General features: G+C 65.7%; 10 protein-coding genes and 1 tRNA gene. 4 read left to right on the plus strand and 7 right to left on the minus strand.

Annotation, left to right across the window (positions count from 1 at the left end):
- Positions 1 to 43: 43 nt before the first annotated feature.
- A complete protein-coding gene (locus tag GGQ64_RS21855; protein WP_183807463.1) occupies positions 44 to 1,540 on the minus strand; it encodes a CoA-acylating methylmalonate-semialdehyde dehydrogenase in 1,497 nt (498 codons plus the stop codon).
- 119 nt (positions 1,541 to 1,659) lie between these two features.
- Here GGQ64_RS21855 and GGQ64_RS21860 point away from each other — a divergent pair, with 119 nt between their 5' ends.
- Positions 1,660 to 2,541, plus strand: a complete 882-nt coding sequence (locus GGQ64_RS21860; protein ID WP_183807464.1) for a LysR family transcriptional regulator — start codon at positions 1,660 to 1,662, stop codon at positions 2,539 to 2,541.
- Positions 2,542 to 2,873: 332 nt separating this feature from the next.
- Here the strand turns inward: GGQ64_RS21860 and GGQ64_RS21865 are convergent.
- A tRNA-His gene (locus GGQ64_RS21865) sits at positions 2,874 to 2,950 on the minus strand.
- Between the two features lie 168 nt (positions 2,951 to 3,118).
- Positions 3,119 to 3,568 carry a phasin gene (locus tag GGQ64_RS21870; protein WP_183807465.1) on the minus strand — a complete coding sequence of 150 codons (450 nt, stop codon included), beginning with the start codon at positions 3,566 to 3,568 and terminating at the stop codon, positions 3,119 to 3,121.
- A gap of 233 nt (positions 3,569 to 3,801) precedes the next feature.
- Between GGQ64_RS21870 and GGQ64_RS21875 the strand changes: the two genes are divergently transcribed.
- Together GGQ64_RS21875 and GGQ64_RS21880 are read left to right on the plus strand one after the other, a co-directional pair.
- On the plus strand, positions 3,802 to 7,431 hold the full coding sequence (locus tag GGQ64_RS21875; protein WP_183807466.1) for an ATP-binding protein: 3,630 nt from the start codon (positions 3,802 to 3,804) through the stop codon (positions 7,429 to 7,431).
- A 246-nt stretch (positions 7,432 to 7,677) separates the two neighbouring features.
- Positions 7,678 to 9,261 carry an ABC transporter permease gene (locus tag GGQ64_RS21880; protein WP_183807603.1) on the plus strand — a complete coding sequence of 528 codons (1,584 nt, stop codon included), beginning with the start codon at positions 7,678 to 7,680 and terminating at the stop codon, positions 9,259 to 9,261.
- A gap of 274 nt (positions 9,262 to 9,535) precedes the next feature.
- On the opposite strand, the gene GGQ64_RS21885 is transcribed toward GGQ64_RS21880, so the two are convergent.
- Positions 9,536 to 11,488 carry an acetoacetate--CoA ligase gene (locus GGQ64_RS21885; protein WP_183807467.1) on the minus strand — a complete coding sequence of 651 codons (1,953 nt, stop codon included), beginning with the start codon at positions 11,486 to 11,488 and terminating at the stop codon, positions 9,536 to 9,538.
- A gap of 183 nt (positions 11,489 to 11,671) precedes the next feature.
- Between GGQ64_RS21885 and GGQ64_RS21890 the strand changes: the two genes are divergently transcribed.
- A complete protein-coding gene (locus GGQ64_RS21890) occupies positions 11,672 to 13,507 on the plus strand; it encodes an AsmA family protein (protein WP_183807468.1) in 1,836 nt (611 codons plus the stop codon).
- Between the two features lie 40 nt (positions 13,508 to 13,547).
- On the opposite strand, the gene GGQ64_RS21895 is transcribed toward GGQ64_RS21890, so the two are convergent.
- From GGQ64_RS21895 to GGQ64_RS21905, 3 genes are read right to left on the minus strand one after another with little or no spacing between them, the layout of a single operon-like run.
- Positions 13,548 to 14,366: an ABC transporter permease gene (locus tag GGQ64_RS21895; RefSeq protein ID WP_183807469.1), complete on the minus strand. Its 819-nt coding sequence runs from the start codon at positions 14,364 to 14,366 to the stop codon at positions 13,548 to 13,550.
- 2 nt (positions 14,367 to 14,368) lie between these two features.
- On the minus strand, positions 14,369 to 15,280 hold the full coding sequence (locus GGQ64_RS21900; protein ID WP_183807470.1) for an ABC transporter permease subunit: 912 nt from the start codon (positions 15,278 to 15,280) through the stop codon (positions 14,369 to 14,371).
- 4 nt (positions 15,281 to 15,284) lie between these two features.
- Entirely contained in the window at positions 15,285 to 16,424 is a 1,140-nt protein-coding gene (locus GGQ64_RS21905) for an ABC transporter ATP-binding protein (protein WP_183807471.1), read from the minus strand.
- Between the last annotated feature and the right edge of the window lie 57 nt (positions 16,425 to 16,481).

The raw sequence follows: 16,481 nt of genomic DNA on the forward strand, positions 1-16,481 counted from the left end.
GCGCAGAGCCGGGCGCATGCGCCCCCTGCCCCGCATCATCGCCTCACTTCATCGTCGGCATGACGAATTCGGCGCCGTCCTTGATGCCCGACGGCCAGCGGCTCGTGACCGTCTTGGTGCGCGTCCAGAACCTGATCGAATCCGTGCCGTGCTGGTTCAGGTCGCCAAAGGATGAGGACTTCCAGCCGCCGAAGGAGTGATAGGCCAGCGGCACCGGGATCGGTACGTTGACGCCGACCATGCCGATGTTGATGCGGCTGGCGAAGTCGCGGGCCGCATCGCCGTCGCGGGTGTAGATGGCGACGCCGTTGCCGTATTCGTGCTTCATCGGCAGCGACAGCGCTTCCTCATAGTTCTTCGCGCGGACGACCGACAGGACCGGGCCGAAGATCTCGGTCTTGTAGATGTCCATGTCCGGGGTGACGTGGTCGAACAGGCAGCCGCCGACGAAGTATCCGTCCTCGTAGCCCTGGAGCTTGAAGTCGCGGCCGTCGACCACGAGCTTGGCGCCTTCCTCGACGCCGCGGTCGATCAGGCCACGGATGCGCGCCTGGGCTTCCTTGGTGACGACCGGGCCGAGATCGGCCTTATCGTCGGTGTAGGGGCCGATGCGGAGGCTTTCGACCATCGGCGTCAGCTTGTCGATCAGGCGGTTGGCGGTTTCCTCGCCGACCGGGACTGCGACCGAGATTGCCATGCAGCGCTCGCCGGCGGAGCCGTAGCCCGCGCCCATCAGCGCGTTTGCAGCCTGGTCGAGGTCGGCGTCCGGCATGATGATCATGTGGTTCTTGGCGCCGCCGAAGCACTGGGCGCGCTTGCCGTTCATCGCAGCCGTGCCATAGACGTAGCGGGCGATCGGCGTCGACCCGACGAAGGATACGGCCGAGATATCCGGATGTGTCAGGATCGCATCGACCGCAGCCTTGTCGCCGTTGACGACGTTGAGGATGCCCGCCGGCAGGCCAGCCTCGATCATCAGTTCGGCCAGCCGCAGCGGCACCGACGGATCGCGCTCGGACGGCTTCAGGATGAAGGCGTTGCCGCAGGCGATCGCGGGTGCGAACATCCACATCGGGATCATGGCCGGGAAGTTGAACGGGGTGATGCCGGCGCCGACGCCGACGGCCTGGCGGATCGAATACATGTCGATGTTCGGGCCGGCACCTTCGGTGAACTCGCTCTTGGCGAGATGCGGGATGCCGATGACGAACTCGCAGACCTCAAGGCCGCGGACGACGTCGCCCTTGGAATCCTCGACCGTCTTGCCGTGCTCCTTCGACAGCAGCTCGGCCAGTTCGTTCATGTTGTCGTTCAGGAGCTGGACGAACTTCATGAAGACGCGGGCGCGGCGCTGCGGGTTGGTCGCGGCCCAGGCGGGCTGGGCGGCCTTGGCCACCTCGACGGCTGCGGCAAGCTCGGCGTCGCTCGCAAGCGCAACCTTGGCCTGGACCTCTCCGGTCGCCGGGTTGAAGACGTCGGCCGTGCGGCCGCTCCTGCCAGCGACGTGCTTGCCGCCGATGAAATGTCCGATCTCGCGCATGGGATATCCTCCGCTGTTTATGGAGAGATGATCGCACTACAAATTGCTCAACACAATCGCCTGATGTAAGCAACCGTTGTGCAAGAATTATAGCCCGCGGGATCGGAGAAGGCGAAACGATGAACTGGGACGACGTGCGCATGTTCCTGGCTGTGGCCCGGACCGGGCAGTTGCTTGCCGCCTCCCGCCGCCTCGGCGTGAACCACGCCACCCTCAGCCGCCGGGTCACCGCCCTGGAGAAGGAGATGAAGACGCGGCTTCTGGTCCGGCGGACGAACGGCTGCGACCTGACGGCGGAGGGAGAGGTGTTCCTGCATGCCGCCGAGCGGATGGAGACCGAGATGCTGTCGGCGCAGGAGAAGATCGGCCGGATCGACGCCGCGGTCGCCGGAACGGTGCGCATCGGCGCGCCGGACGGTTTCGGCGTGTCGTTTCTGGCACCCCGGCTCGGCAGGCTGACGGCACGCCATCCCGAGCTGAAGATCCAGCTCGTGCCGGTGCCCCGCTCCTTCTCGCTGTCGCAGCGCGAAGCGGACATCGCGATCACGCTGGAGCGCCCGGAACAAGGCCGCCTCGTCTCCTCCAAGCTGACCGACTATACGCTCGGCCTCTATGCGGGCCGCAGCTATCTCGCCGAGCGCGGCGCGCCGGAGGATATCGAGGCGCTCAAGGACCACCGCCGGATCGGCTATGTGGAGGACCTGCTGTTCACCGCCTCGCTCGACTTCACCGGGGAAGTGATGCGCAACTGGAACGCCGCCTTCGAGATCTCGAGCGCCACGGGCCAGACGGAGGCCGTGCGTTCGGGCGCCGGCATCGGCATCCTACACAACTACATCGCCCGGCAGGATAAGGACCTGGTCCGCATCCTGCCGGAGACGACGATCCGCCGCGCCTACTGGACCACCTTCCATGAAAGCGCCCGGGACCTCGCGAGGGTGCGCACGGTCACGGCATTCGTGCAGGAGCTGGTCGAGAGCGAGCAGTCGATCTTCGTGTAGGAACGGGGAGCCGCGCTGAACGGTGTCGCGTCCGGGGGCCTACTGGGGGTCAGGACCTAGGAGCGCCCGTTCATGTCAAAGACCACCCAGCGGAAGAACAGGTAGACTGCGACGGATACGATGACGAGCGGGGTCAGCACGGAGAGATCAAGCATATCATTGCCTTGTTGCCGTTGGCGCTGCCTCATGCAGCACATCTAATATGCCGCCGGCGCCTTAACGCGCGGTGGAGCGGCATGGTAAACCGACCGGAAAGACAGTCTCTTGCGGGGAATGCGCGGCACTTTCGCGAACGCGCGCATCGGGACGAGGGAAGGGATATCAAGAAAAAATGGTACGGTTGGAGGGGATCGAACCTTCGACCTCAGGTGCCACAAACCTGCGCTCTAACCAACTGAGCTACAACCGCACACGAGCGCTGATCGCGCTTGGGGGCTCACATACGGGGGCGATGCGGATATTGCAAGCCCCTTGTTGCCCCTTTGCATACTAAAAAGGGCCGGACGATGCGTCCAGCCCTTTCTGGTATTTCCAATGCCCTGCCGGCGCTGCGCGCGGCCGGGCCAGGACCGCGCTATCAGGCGGCCTTGAAGGTCTTCAGCGCCTTTTCGGCGGCAGACTTGCCGGGTTCGGCGACCTTCTCTGCGACCTTGCGGGTGGCTTCCTGCATGGTCTTGGCCTGCTCTACCACGACTTCGGCCTGCTTGCGCAGGAAGGCGGTCTGCAGTTCGAACAGTTCGGACACGGACTTCACGCCGAGCAGCGCTTCCATGTGGGACAGCGAGTTTTCGGCATTGATGCGAAGCGCGTCGATCGCCGTCAGGCCGAGTTCCACCGTGCCGGCCTGGGCGCTTTCGAGGGTGGCCTCGACCACCTTGGTCGCGTCCTCGGTGGCGGTCTTCAGCTTGGCATAGGCGTCCTTCGTCTGGGCGGCGCCCTTTTCGGCGAAGTCGCGGAAGCTCTCGGAGACCTTTGCCGGGTCGAATGCGGCAAGGGAAAATACATCATCAGTCTTCTTGGTTGCCATTTCGATCGTCCTTGGTTCGGCCCTCGTCGTGAGGGCCGCTCTATAGTGATGAGGCGCTTATATACGATCTTATTGTGCATTGCAACATAATTGTGCGGCGCACAATGTTAACCCTGCCGCCGGAAAGACGGGGAGCGAGCCGGGCGCAAAGCTGGACCCTGCGCGGGCGCGCCGCTATTAATAAAGCGTTAAGCGTGCGGCGGTGGCCGCCGTCAACTCATGTCAGGCTGCCGATGTCCGCTCATCAGTACCCCTTTATCGATGTCGCCGTCCACGAACGCGTGCGCCTGCCGTTTGCCCGCGGCGAGGCCGTGGTGCTGTTTTCGATCGACATGCGCCAGGTGCTGTGGAGCAACGGCCGCGGGGCGGCGCTGTTCGGCCATGGCTCGATCTACGATTTCCTGGATGCGCCCGTGCCGGAAGGCGACGTGGTCTTCCGGCAGCTCCAGACCGCAGCACGGCAACTCGGGCAGAGCGGACTTGGGCGCAACCTCCTGCTGCGGATCGGCACCGGCTATCGCGGCCTGCCGGTGAGCGCCCATGTGGAGCGCATTTCGCTGGCGCCGGGGCAGGATGCGGTCCTGTTCAGCACGCCGGCTGCCGGCAAGGGCGAGCCGATTTCCGAGCGCGCGGCCTCGCTGCTGACCGGCTTCGACGACCCCGACACGCACATGGCCGTGCTCGACGGCGAGGGCGATATTCTTGCCGCATCCTCCGGTTTCGCGGCCCTCGGCATCAGCGAGGACGCGCGCCGGCGGATGGTCGCGGCGGCGCGGCGGGAGAGCGACGGGCTGGTAAAGCGCCCGGTTCCGACCGGCAAGGGCCTGCTGCCGGCAGCGCTCGGCCGGATCTCGGTCGATCCCGCGCTTAACCTGCTCTTCGCAGTGGAGACCATCCTCGGCCACATGGATCACGAGCAGGACGCGGCGACCGCGGCCGAGATCGAGGCGCCCGTTCCCGCGGATGAGGCAATCCCGTCCGCTGCCGCACCCGCAGTCCCGGCGGACGGACAAGACGAACCGGGCCACGAGGCGGAAGAGCGTGCCGCAGCAGACCTGCCGGACGGCGAGATTGCCGCTTCGGCGGACCGCGAACCGGATGAGAGGGACGTCGGTGATATCGGTCCCGGCGACGCTCCCGCTGCCCTGCCCGCCGAGGCGGAGGACGACAGCGCGATGGCGGAGACGAACGCGTCTGCCGAGGCAGCGACGTCTGCTGCGACCGCCGATCCGGCCGCCGCGTCGTTCGCCCCCTTCGAGCGGGCGTCGCGCCCGGTCCGTTTCGTCTGGAAGATCGATGCGGAAGGGCATTTCAGCGAACTTTCGGGCGAATTTGCCGAGGTGGTCGGACCTCAGGCGGCCGACGTCATCGGCCTGCCGTTCGCCGAGGTTGCGCAGCGCTTCGGCTTCGACAGGGACGGCACGATCGCCGAGCTACTGCGCCGGCGCGACACCTGGTCCGGCAAGACGATCCATTGGCCCGTCGAGGGCACGCGCCTGCGCGTCCCGGTCGATCTCGCCGCCCTTCCCACCTATTCGCGGACCCGAGAATTCGACGGCTTTCGCGGCTTCGGCATCGTCCGGACGGCCGACGCGATCGAGGACGAGAACGCGCTCGGGCTTGCGATCGCAGGCGCGGCGGAAGCGGAAACGGAAGCGGGGATTGCCGCGGAGCACGACGAAGCCGAGGCTCCGCCATCCGCCGACCCCGACACCTTCGGCGACGAAACGGCTCCTGCCCCCGCCCCGTCCGTGCTTGACGAACTTCTGGCGGAGGAGGCCGAGGGAGGGGTCCCAGTTGCCGAAGACACCACGGCGGGCGCCGAGACGGGCGACGACGATGCACCCGACAGCGCGCTGGAGGACGATGGGCTGGGGGACGATGCGCCCGGAACCGGGACGGACAGTCATGCGGACGACGACTTCCGCGGCGAGCGCCCGGCATTGCGGCTGGTCGACACCTCAGTGCGGCGCCATTCCGAGAAGGTCGTGCAGCTGGACAACCGCCGCGGCCGCGTCGGCGCGCTGACGACCGGCGAGCAGGCCGCCTTCCGCGAGATCGCACGCCAACTGGGAGAGACCTTCGGCAAGCGTCGATCCGGCGAAGTTCCTGCCGCCTCGGGCGACGGCGAAGCTGCGCCCGGCGACACAGCGCCATCGCCCACCTTACACGAAGAGCGAAACGATATCGATGGCGGACAGATGGCGGCTTCGGCATCCGTCGACGTGCCGCCGGAGGACCGGGACGAAATTCCCGGCCTCGAGGTCGGCGAGCATGCGGACGACGTACCCGCCAAGAGCGTCTCGATCACCGGGCGGCGCACGGCCATGGACTACGGGCTCACCGCATCGGTCGTAGATGCCCTGCCCGTCGCGCTCTTGATCCACGCCGGCGATCTCTTGATCCACGCCAACCCGGAATTCCTGGAACTGACCGGCTTTGCCTCGCTGGATGCGCTGGAAGGCGCCGGCGGCCTCGCCGTCCTGCTCGATCGTCCCGCGGCGGAAGACGCCGCACCCGACGGGACGATGCTGCTGCGGCATGCGGACGCGAAAACCCCGATGGCCGTCAATGCGCGGCTCCAGTCGATCCGCTGGGAGAGCGGCACCGCATTGATGCTGGCCCTTTCGCCGGCCGCCTCGCCCGTTCCGTCGCCGGCGGACAAGGCCGCTGTCCAGGCGCGCACCGAGGCCAAGGCAGGTGGCACGTTACCCGAGGACGACGAGGAGGAGACGCTCGAGGCCCTGCGTGACGAGGCGAGCGAGTTGCGCTCGATCCTGGAGACCGCCACGGATGGCGTCGTGATCGTCGACCAGGAAGGCGAGATCCGCTCGATCAACCGCTCGGGCAGCGCCCTGTTCAACTATGACGAGGGCGAGATCCGCGGAAAGCCGTTCGCCATCCTCTTTGCCCATGAGAGCCAGAAGGCGGTCATCGACTATCTCGCCGGGCTGGCCGGCCACGGGGTCGCGAGCGTCCTGAACGACGGCCGCGAGGTGATCGGTCGCGAGGCTTCGGGCGGGTTCATTCCGCTGTTCATGACGATGGGGCGCCTTTCCTCCTCCAACGGCTACTGCGCGGTCATCCGCGACATCACGCAGTGGAAGCGCACGGAAGAAGAGCTGCGCAACGCCAAGCGTGCAGCCGAGACGGCCAATGCGCACAAGAGCGATTTCCTCGCCCGCGTCAGCCACGAGATCCGCACGCCGCTGAACGCGATCATCGGTTTCTCCGATATGATGGCAGGCGAACGCTTCGGGCCGATCGGCCATCCGCGCTACGTCGAATATGCCAACGACATCGGCCGCTCGGGGCGGCACGTGCTCGACATCGTCAACGATCTCCTCGACATTTCCAAGATCGAAGCCGGCGAGATGGAGCTCGACTTCTCCTCCGTTGGCCTGAACGAGACCGTGTCGGAGGCCGTGTCCCTGGTCCAGCCGCAAGCAAATGGGCAGCGCGTCATCATCCGCACGTCGCTGTCGACCTCCGTGCCGCCGGTGGTGGCGGACCTGCGTTCGATCAAGCAGATCGCGCTCAACATCCTCGCCAACGCGATCCGCTTCACGCCGTCCGGCGGCCAGATCGTCGTGTCGACTTCCTACGAGAACAACGGCAGCGTCGTGCTTCGCATCCGCGACACCGGCGTCGGCATGACGCGCAGCGAGTTGGAGCAGGCGATGAAGCCGTTCCGGCAGGTCACGACGGGCGCGCGCAAGCGCGGCGACGGCACCGGGCTCGGGCTGCCGCTGACCAAGGCGATGGTCGACGCCAACCGGGCGCACTTCGCCATCAGTTCCAGCCCCAACGAGGGCACGCTCGTGGAAGTCACCTTTCCCTCCCCGCGCGTCTTGGCAGTGTGAGACGATTGCGCTAGTGCAGGACAGCGCGGGCCGATCACGTCGCATGGACATGGTGACAGGCTCCTCCGGCCAGATCGCTGCAACATCTTAAGACGACAGGTCTTTCGCGGGGGCCGGGCGGACGAGAGGACGACAGCATTGCAGGCACTTTCCAGCCTTGCCCATCCCAAGGCCGCTCGCGGGCCGGGCGTGAACGGACACCGCACGCTCGTAGCCACCGCCCTCTTCACGGCCCTGATCGTGCTGATGCCGCTGATCGCCATCGTCGCCATCGCGGCCAGCGGATCGGCCAGCGACTGGCCGCACCTGATCGACAACGTCCTGCCACGCGCCACGCTGCGCACCCTCGGGCTGCTTTTCGGCGTGGCGACGGCGACCGCGGTGACGGGCGTGATCACCGCCTGGCTGACGGCGAGCTGCGAGTTTCCGTTGCGCCGCCTGCTGACCGTGTTGCTGGTGCTGCCGCTGGCGATCCCGTCCTATCTCTCCGCCTATGCCTTCGGGCAGTTCCTGGACTATACCGGCCCGGTGCAGACAGCATTGCGCGCAGCCTTCGGATTTTGCACGCGGCGGGATTACTGGTTCCCCGAGGTGCGCACCACCGGCGGGGCGATCCTGGTCATGGCCAGCGTCCTCTACCCTTACGTCTACCTGGCGGCGCGGGCGATGTTCCTGATGCAGGGGCGGGCGGCGGCCGACGTGGCGCGCACGCTCGGCGCCGGGCCGCTGACCGTCTTCGCCAAGGTGCAGATCCCGATGGCGCGCCCGGCGATCATGGTGGGATTGACGCTCGTGGCCATGGAGACGCTGAACGACATCGGCGCCGTCGAATATCTCGGCGTGCAGACGCTGACCTTTTCGATCTTCGACACCTGGCTGAACCGGGGCAGCCTTGCAGGTGCTGCGCAGATTGCGTGCGTCATGCTCGTCTTCGTCGCTGTCCTGCTCACGATCGAGCGCGCCGCGCGCCGCAGGCAGCGCTTCACCAGCAACAAGACGACGGCAGCCGTGGCCGATTCGGTGCGCCTGAAGCTCAAGGGCTGGAAGCGCTGGACGGCGGTGGTCGCCTGCCTGCTGCCGCCGGCGCTCGGCTTTGCCATACCCGTGCTGGTGCTGGGCTCCTATGCGCTGCGCCGCCTCGACCAGTTCGCCTCGCTGCGCCTGCTCTCGGCGCTCTGGAACAGCGTGCTGATCTCGTTTTCCACGGCCTGCGTCGCGGTCCTGCTGGCATTCCTGCTGGCATATGCGGCGCGGACGACCCGCTCGCCGGTGGCAGCGCTCGCCGGGCGCCTCGCCTCCTTCGGCTACGGCGTGCCTGGCACCGTGCTTGCGATAGGCGTGCTCATACCGCTCGCCCGCCTCGACAATACGGTCGCATCCTTCACGCGCGAATGGTTCGGCTTCTCCACGGGGCTGCTTCTGACCGGCAGCGGCGTTGCGATCGTTTACGCCTGCACCGTGCGTTTCCTGACCATGGCCGAAGGCACGATCGATGCCGGCTTCCACAAGCTGTCGCCGCATCTCGACATGGCCGCCCGCACCCTCGGGCGGACGAGCGCGCAGACGTTGCGCAGCGTGCTGCTGCCGATGATGCGACCGGCCACGCTGACGGCGGCGCTGATGGTCTTCATCGAGGCGATGAAGGAACTGTCGGCGACGATCATGCTGCGGCCCTTCAACTTCAACACGCTGGCGACGCTCGTCTACGAGGATGCCTCGCGGTCCAAGGTGGAGGATGCCTCGGTCGCCGCGATCATCATCGTCGCGGCAGGGCTCGTCCCGGTGTTCCTCGTGTCGCGTTCCCTGAACGCGACCAACGGCGGGCGATAAAAAAGGGGCGACCTTTCGGCCGCCCTCAAGAAAGTTCGATGCTGTCCAACTAAAGCGTCAGAGTAAGACGTCATGCCATCAAGGCGGCCTGGCCGCCGAACCGTCCTCGCATTGGACGTGCTCAAGTCGAACCGACCATGGCCGTTTCCACCTTAACAAATCCTTACCCGACGACATTCAAACGGCCGGAACCATTCACATCTCCTTGAGTTTGGTTAATTCGAGCGGCCCGAATTCGTTAACGCAGCCAGTAGCTTATTTAGATCCGGCTTTATCAGTCCTTCAGCTGCGGCAGATCGGCGTAGAGCGCCAGTGCCTCGGGATTGGCGAGCGCCTCCCTGTTCTTCACCGGGCGCCCGTGGACGACCTCGCGCACGGCGAGCTCGACGATCTTGCCGGACTTTGTGCGCGGGATGTCGGCGACGGCGACGATCTTCGCCGGCACGTGGCGCGGAGAGGCGCCGGTGCGGATGCGCGTGCGGATGGCCTTCTCCAGGGCCTCGTCGAGCACGAGGCCAGGCGCCAGGCGGACGAACAGGACCACCCGGACGTCGTCGTCCCAGTCCTGCCCGATGCAGAGCGCCTCGGCCACCTCTTCCATCTGCTCGACCTGATTGTAGATCTCAGCCGTACCGATACGAACGCCGCCCGGATTGAGCGTGGCATCCGAGCGGCCGTGAATGACGATGCCGCCGTGGCTCGTCCACTCGGCAAAGTCGCCATGGCACCAGATGTTGTCGAAGCGGTCGAAATAGGCGGCCCGGTACTTCGCCCCGTCCGGGTCGTTCCAGAACATCACCGGCATCGACGGAAAGGCCTTCGTGCAGACCAGTTCGCCCTTTTCCTGGCGCACGGGCCGACCCTCCTCGTTCCACACATCGATCGCAAGGCCGAGACCCGGCCCCTGGATCTCGCCGCGCCAGACCGGCTTCAACGGCACGCCGAGGACAAAGCAGGAGACGATGTCGGTGCCGCCCGAGATCGAGGCCAGTTGCACGTCCGGCTTGATACCCTCGTAGACGAAACTGAAGCCTTCCGGCGACAGCGGCGATCCGGTCGATGTCAGCAACCGGAGCTTCGACAGGTCATGGCTGGTGCGCGGCGTCAGCCCGCCCTTGCGCACGGCGTCGATGTACTTCGCCGACGTACCGAACACGGCGAAGCCTTCCTCGGACGCATAGTCGAACAGGATGTTTCCATCGGGATGAAAGGGGGAGCCGTCGTAGAGGCAAAGCGTGGCGCCGACCGCGAGCCCGGAGGCCAGCCAGTTCCACATCATCCAGCCGCAGGTGGTGAAATAGAACAGCCGGTCGCCTTCCGTCAGGCCGCAATGATAGCGGTGCTCCTTGAGGTGCTGCAGAAGGGTGCCGCCGGCGGAATGGACGATGCACTTGGGCACGCCGGTCGTGCCGGACGAAAACAGGATGGAGAGCGGGTGGCTGAACGGCAGCCGCAGGAAGGTCACGCCTTTCGCCTCATAGGGCGCGATCAGATCGGCCACCGTCCTGCCGTCGCTGACAGCCGCTGCCACGGCGAGCGCATCGCCGGCATAGGGGACGACGAGCACGGGCACGCCGAGGCTGCCGGCAACCGCTTTCACCTTGGCGCCCACGTCCTGCAGCTTGCCGTTATACCAGTAGCCATCGCAGGCAATGAAGAGCTTCGGCTCGATCTGACCAAAGCGGTCGAGGACGCCCTGCTCGCCGAAATCGGGCGAACAGGAGGACCAGATGGCGCCGATCGAGGCTGCGGCCAGCATGCAGGCGATGGTCTCCGGCAGGTTCGGCATCATCGCGGCGATACGGTCGCCCTGGCCTATTCCCATCGCCGAAAAAGCCTGCTGCAGGCGCGATACCATCGCATGCAGATGAGACCAGCTCCAGCGATAGGAGACCTTGTCCTCGCCGCGGAAGATCAGCGCATCGCCATCGCCGCGACCGCGCAGCAGGTTCTCCGCAAAATTCAGCGTCGCATCCGGGAAGAAGCGGGCATCCAGCATGCTGTCGCCATCGACGAGCGCGCGCTCCCCCCGATCACCGATAACCCGGCAATCCTCCCAGACGGCCGACCAGAATGCAGCGCGATCCTCCACCGACCACGCATGGAATGCGTCGTAGCCGTCGAACGACCGGCCGACCTCTTTTCCACAGGCGTTCATGAAGAGCGCCATCGGGCTCCTGGCTAGCACTTCGCGGGACGGTTCCCAAAGCGGCTTTTCCTCGATCATGTCTTCCTCCACTCCAACGCCTTTTCTATAGCATGGTGCGTCGCAGTATAAAGCCCGGACGGCCGCCGCCAGGATGCCATATGCGCCATTTATGCGTGCGCCGGATTTGATTTCTTCGGCACGAGGGCCTATCCCCTCACGGCAGCGGAACGCACATCCGCCGGGCAATGGGCAAACAACGCAATGGGTCTTCTTCGATACCTTCGGCCGAAGCTGCTGTTGCGGCTGCTGGCGGCAATGGTCGTTCTGGCATTGGCCCTGCGCCTTGCCGGGCCTACGCTCGTTTCCTCCGACAGGATCCGCGACGAAATCGAAGCCAACCTGTCGGCCTGGACCGGTGCGGAGCTGGAATTCAGCGGCACGCCGCGCTTCAGCTTCTGGCCCGCTCCGCATATGGCATTCGAAGACGTGCGGCTGCGCTATCCGGGCTCGCCGGCGGGCGATGGCGACGATCTTCTGACGGCCGACCAGATCGCGGTCGACTTCAGCGTACTCGGCTCGCTCCTGGGAGCGCCGGACCTCGGAGACGTCGAACTCGTCAGGCCGCTCTTTCACATCCGCCGCGACGAAAGCGGCCTGCTCAACTGGCGCGGCAGCGAGGGGATCGAACAGGCGTTATCCGACGACCGCAAAGATCAGCAGACAACGGCTCCATTGCCGCAGTTCGGCACGCTGCTTGTTCGCGAGGGAGTGATCGTCGTCGACGACCGCAGAAGAGGCCAGCACTATCGTATCAGCGACGTGGCCGGGAAGATCGCGTGGCCGAAGCTTTCGTCGGACCTCGACATTTCGCTGAGGGGCGTGATCAACGGCGAGGTGGCCGAGTTGCAGTTCGCCGCCGACGCACCTGCCCGCCTGCTGAACGGCCAGGACGCCGACATTCGTCTTTCGGTGCATTCCGATCCGGTGAAGCTCGATTTCGACGGAACCGCAAATCTGTCGAGCAATGCCTTTGCAGCCGGCAGGATCGCACTGGCCGTCCCCTCCTTCTCCCGCCTGCTGGACTGGACCGGAACGCGTTTCACACCGGCCGCCAAGCTGGGCGCCATAACGCTGGAGGGCGACGTCACCACCAGCGAGCACACCGCGCGGATCGACAAGCTCGTGCTCGACATCCAGGATTCGCGCGCGACCGGCATACTGGACGTCAGCCTGCCGCCGAAGAGCACGCCGAAACTCGAGGGAACACTGGCCTTCGACAAGGTCGACCTCGCGGCCATGATCGGCGCTTATGCGCCCGTGCTGCGCGAGGGCGACACACCCCTTCCCGCACCCCCGCTGAAGATCGACGGACTGGACCTGGACCTGCGGTTCTCCGCCAGGGAGGCGTTGCTCGAGCCGCTTGTGCTGACCGATTTCGCCGCGGGCATTCGCACGTCCGGCGGCCAGACATTGCTCGACATCGGCGACGGGACCGTGCTCGGCGGCAGCGTGAGCGGACAGGTCGCCACCACGGACCAGAACCGCAAGCCAGGCGGGGAGCTGCAGTTGTCCTTGCGGGACGTCGACCTCGGCGCGTTGATCGGCCTTTCGGGCCTGTCGGGACCGCTGCCGAACGGTCGCGGGTCGGCCGACCTCAGCCTCTTCACCGAGCAGCCGTTTGCGCGCTTCGACATCGCCGGCCTCGTCGGAACCTTCCGGCTGCGCTTCGACCAGGGCAGCATTGCCGAGTTCGACCGTCCGGAATTCGAAAACCGCGCGCGCGGCGCCAGCGTGTTCAACATGACGGAGGCCGCAGACGGCGCGTTCGAATTTGCGAGTGCGGCGATCGAAGGGCGCGTAGACCGGGGTCTCGCCGAAATCACCCGCGCGACGTTCGAGGGGACCGAGAAGACCCTTTCGATCTCCGGCACGATCCCCTTCCGGCATGGCAGCATCGCACTGGCAGGGTCGCTGGCCCCGCACAGGCAGGACGACGTGAGCGTGACGGAACCGGCCATCAACTTCCTCGTCAGCGGCACCTGGCCGGCCCCGGTCATCTCGCCGATGGCGATCCTGATGGGCATCCCCGCCAACTGACAGGGATCGGCGGGGCGGCGGCGGCCGAGACGAACCGGTCCTACGTGCCCGCGAAGGCGGCGTGTTCGTCGCGCTGGCGCTGCAGTTCCCGCCGCTTGGTCACGATCGAGGCGATGATCACGCCAACGGCGACGAGCGCGATCAGCAGCGTGCAGGCTGCGTTGATCTCCGGCGTGACGCCGAGGCGAACCTGGCTGTAGATCTTCATCGGCAGGGTCGTGGCCCCGGGGCCCGAGGTGAAGCTCGCGATGACCAGATCGTCCAGCGACAGCGTGAAGGCCAGCACCCAGCCGGAGAACACCGCAGGCGCGATGATCGGCAGCGTCACCTCGATGAAGGTGCGAAGCGGCGTGGCGCCGAGATCAAGGGCCGCCTCCTCGACCGAGCGGTCGAAGGAAAGCAGCCTCGACTGCACGACGACGGCGACGAAGCACATGGTTAGCGTGATATGGGCCAGCGTCACCGTCCAGAAGCCGCGGTCGAAGCCGATCGCCACGAACAGCAGCAGCAGCGACAGGCCGGTGATGACCTCGGGCATGACGAGCGGCGCGTAGACCATGCCGGAAAACAGCATGCGGCCGCGGAAGCGGGTGAAGCGCACCAGCGACAGTGCCGCCATCGTGCCGAGCACGGTGGCAATCGTCGCCGACAGGAGCGCGACCCGGATCGTCACCCAGGCTGCGTCCATCAGGCCCTGGTTGTTGAAGAGAGAGACGTACCACTTGATCGAAAAACCTGCCCAGACGGTGACGAGACGGGATTCGTTGAAGGAGAAGACGACCAGAAGCACGATCGGCAGGTAGAGAAAGGCGAAGCCGAGCGCGACCGAGACGATGTTGAACCGGGACCATTTCGTCATGGCTATTTCCCCCGCTCTTCGGCTTTCGCCTGCATGTTCTGGAAGAACACGATCGGCACCACGAGGATGAGAAGAAGCACCGTCGCCACCGCCGCCGAGAGCGGCCAGTCGCGATTGGAGTTGAACTCCGTCCACAGCGTCTTGCCGATCATCAGCGTCTGCGAGCCGCCGAGCAGGTCGGGGATGACGAATTCGCCGACAGCCGGAATGAAGACCAGCATGCAACCGGCGACCACGCCGGCGAGCGACAGCGGGAAGGTGACCTTCCAGAAGGCGCTGATCGGCGGGCAACCGAGGTCCTGCGCGGCCTCGATCAGCGAATGGTCCATCTTCTCCAGCGCCGAATAGATCGGCAGGATCATGAAGGGCAGGTAGGAATAGACGATGCCGATATAGATCGCCCAGTTGGTGTTGAGGATGATCAGCGGCTCGTTGATGAGGCCGAGGCTGAGGAGGAGCTGGTTGAGCAGCCCCTCCGGCTTCAGGATCGCGATCCAGGCATAGACGCGGATCAGGAAGCTCGTCCAGAACGGCAGGATCACCAGCATCAAAAGGGTCGGCCGCCAGGTGCGCGGCGCCTGCGCCATGCCGTAGGCGATCGGGTAGGCGATCAGGAGCGCCAGGAACGTCGATATACCGGCGATCTTGATGCTCGACAGGTAGGCATTGATGTAGAGCGCGTCTTCCGTCAGCCAGATGAAGTTGTCGAAGCTCAGTTGGCGGATGTTGTCGACGATGCCGGCGATGCCGTCGGCAAGCCGGAAGACCGGCTCGTAGGGCGGCTGCGCGATCGCGGTGGTCGACAGCGAGATGCGGAAGACGATGACGAAGGGGACGAGGAAGAAGAAGACCAGCCAGGCATAGGGAACGAGGATGACCAGGCGGCTGAAGATGCGGGAGCCGAGCTTGGTCATGGCCTCAATCCTTCAACACGACGCCGGCAGTCTCGGCAAACGAGACCCAGACCTTCTCGTCGTAGCCGATCGGGTTCTCCACCTCGCGCTGCGCATTCAGCATCGAGGTCTTGACGACCTTGCCGCTCGGCAGCCTGACGTGAAAGACGGTCATGTCGCCGAGATAGGCGATGTCCCAGATTTCGCCTTCGGAGGCGTTGATCGAGGCGTCTGCGGGTGCGGCCCGGCTGACCTTGAGCTTTTCCGGTCGGACCGCGAACGCGGCTCCCGCCCCGATGGCTGGCGATGCGTCGCCGACGGTGCGCACGGTGAAATCGTCGCCGGCGATCTCGATGCGGCCGTTGCCAGCGGCCTTCACCTTCCCTTCGAGGATGTTCACGTCGCCGATGAAGTCCGCGACGAAGCGGGAATTCGGCGCCTCGTAGATCTCGGCCGGCGTCGCCACCTGGATGACGTTGCCGTGGCTCATCACGGCGATCCGGTCGGCCATGGTCATGGCCTCCTCCTGGTCGTGGGTGACGACGACGAAGGTCAGCCCCAGCTGCTGCTGCAGGTCCATCAGCTCGAACTGGGTTTCCTCGCGCAGCTTCTTGTCGAGCGCGCCGAGCGGTTCGTCGAGCAGCAGCACCTTCGGCCGCTTGGCCAGCGACCGGGCGAGCGCAACGCGCTGGCGCTGGCCGCCGGAGAGCTGCTGCGGCTTGCGCTTGGCGAACTGCTCGAGCTTGACGAGCTTGAGCATCTGCGTGACGCGCTCGGCGATCTCGGCCTTCGGCATGCCGTCCTGCCTGAGCCCGAAGCCGATGTTGCTCTCGACCGTCATGTGCGGAAACAGCGCGTAGGACTGGAACATCATGTTGACCGGCCGCCGGTAGGGCGGGATGCCGGCGATGTCCTGGCCGTCGAGGATGATCTCGCCCGAGGTCGGCCGCTCGAAGCCCGCCAGCATGCGCAGGAGTGTGGATTTGCCGCAGCCCGAGGCGCCGAGAAGGGCGAAGAACTCGCGGTGGTAGATGTCGAGGGTCAGGTTGTCGACGGCTGTGAAATCGCCAAACTTCTTCGTGATGTTCTTGAAGGATATGAAAGGCTTGGAGTCCGGATCCGCCCACGGCGCGAAGGAGCGGCGGATATTGCCCAGTGATTTCATTGGCTGTCCCCGATTGTTTTTGGCCGCAACAGCAAATTGCCCGGAAGTGGTTCCGGG

It is taken from the genome of Mycoplana azooxidifex (genome assembly GCF_014196765.1).
In the GTDB taxonomy this organism is placed as follows: Bacteria; Pseudomonadota; Alphaproteobacteria; order Rhizobiales; family Rhizobiaceae; genus Mycoplana; species Mycoplana azooxidifex.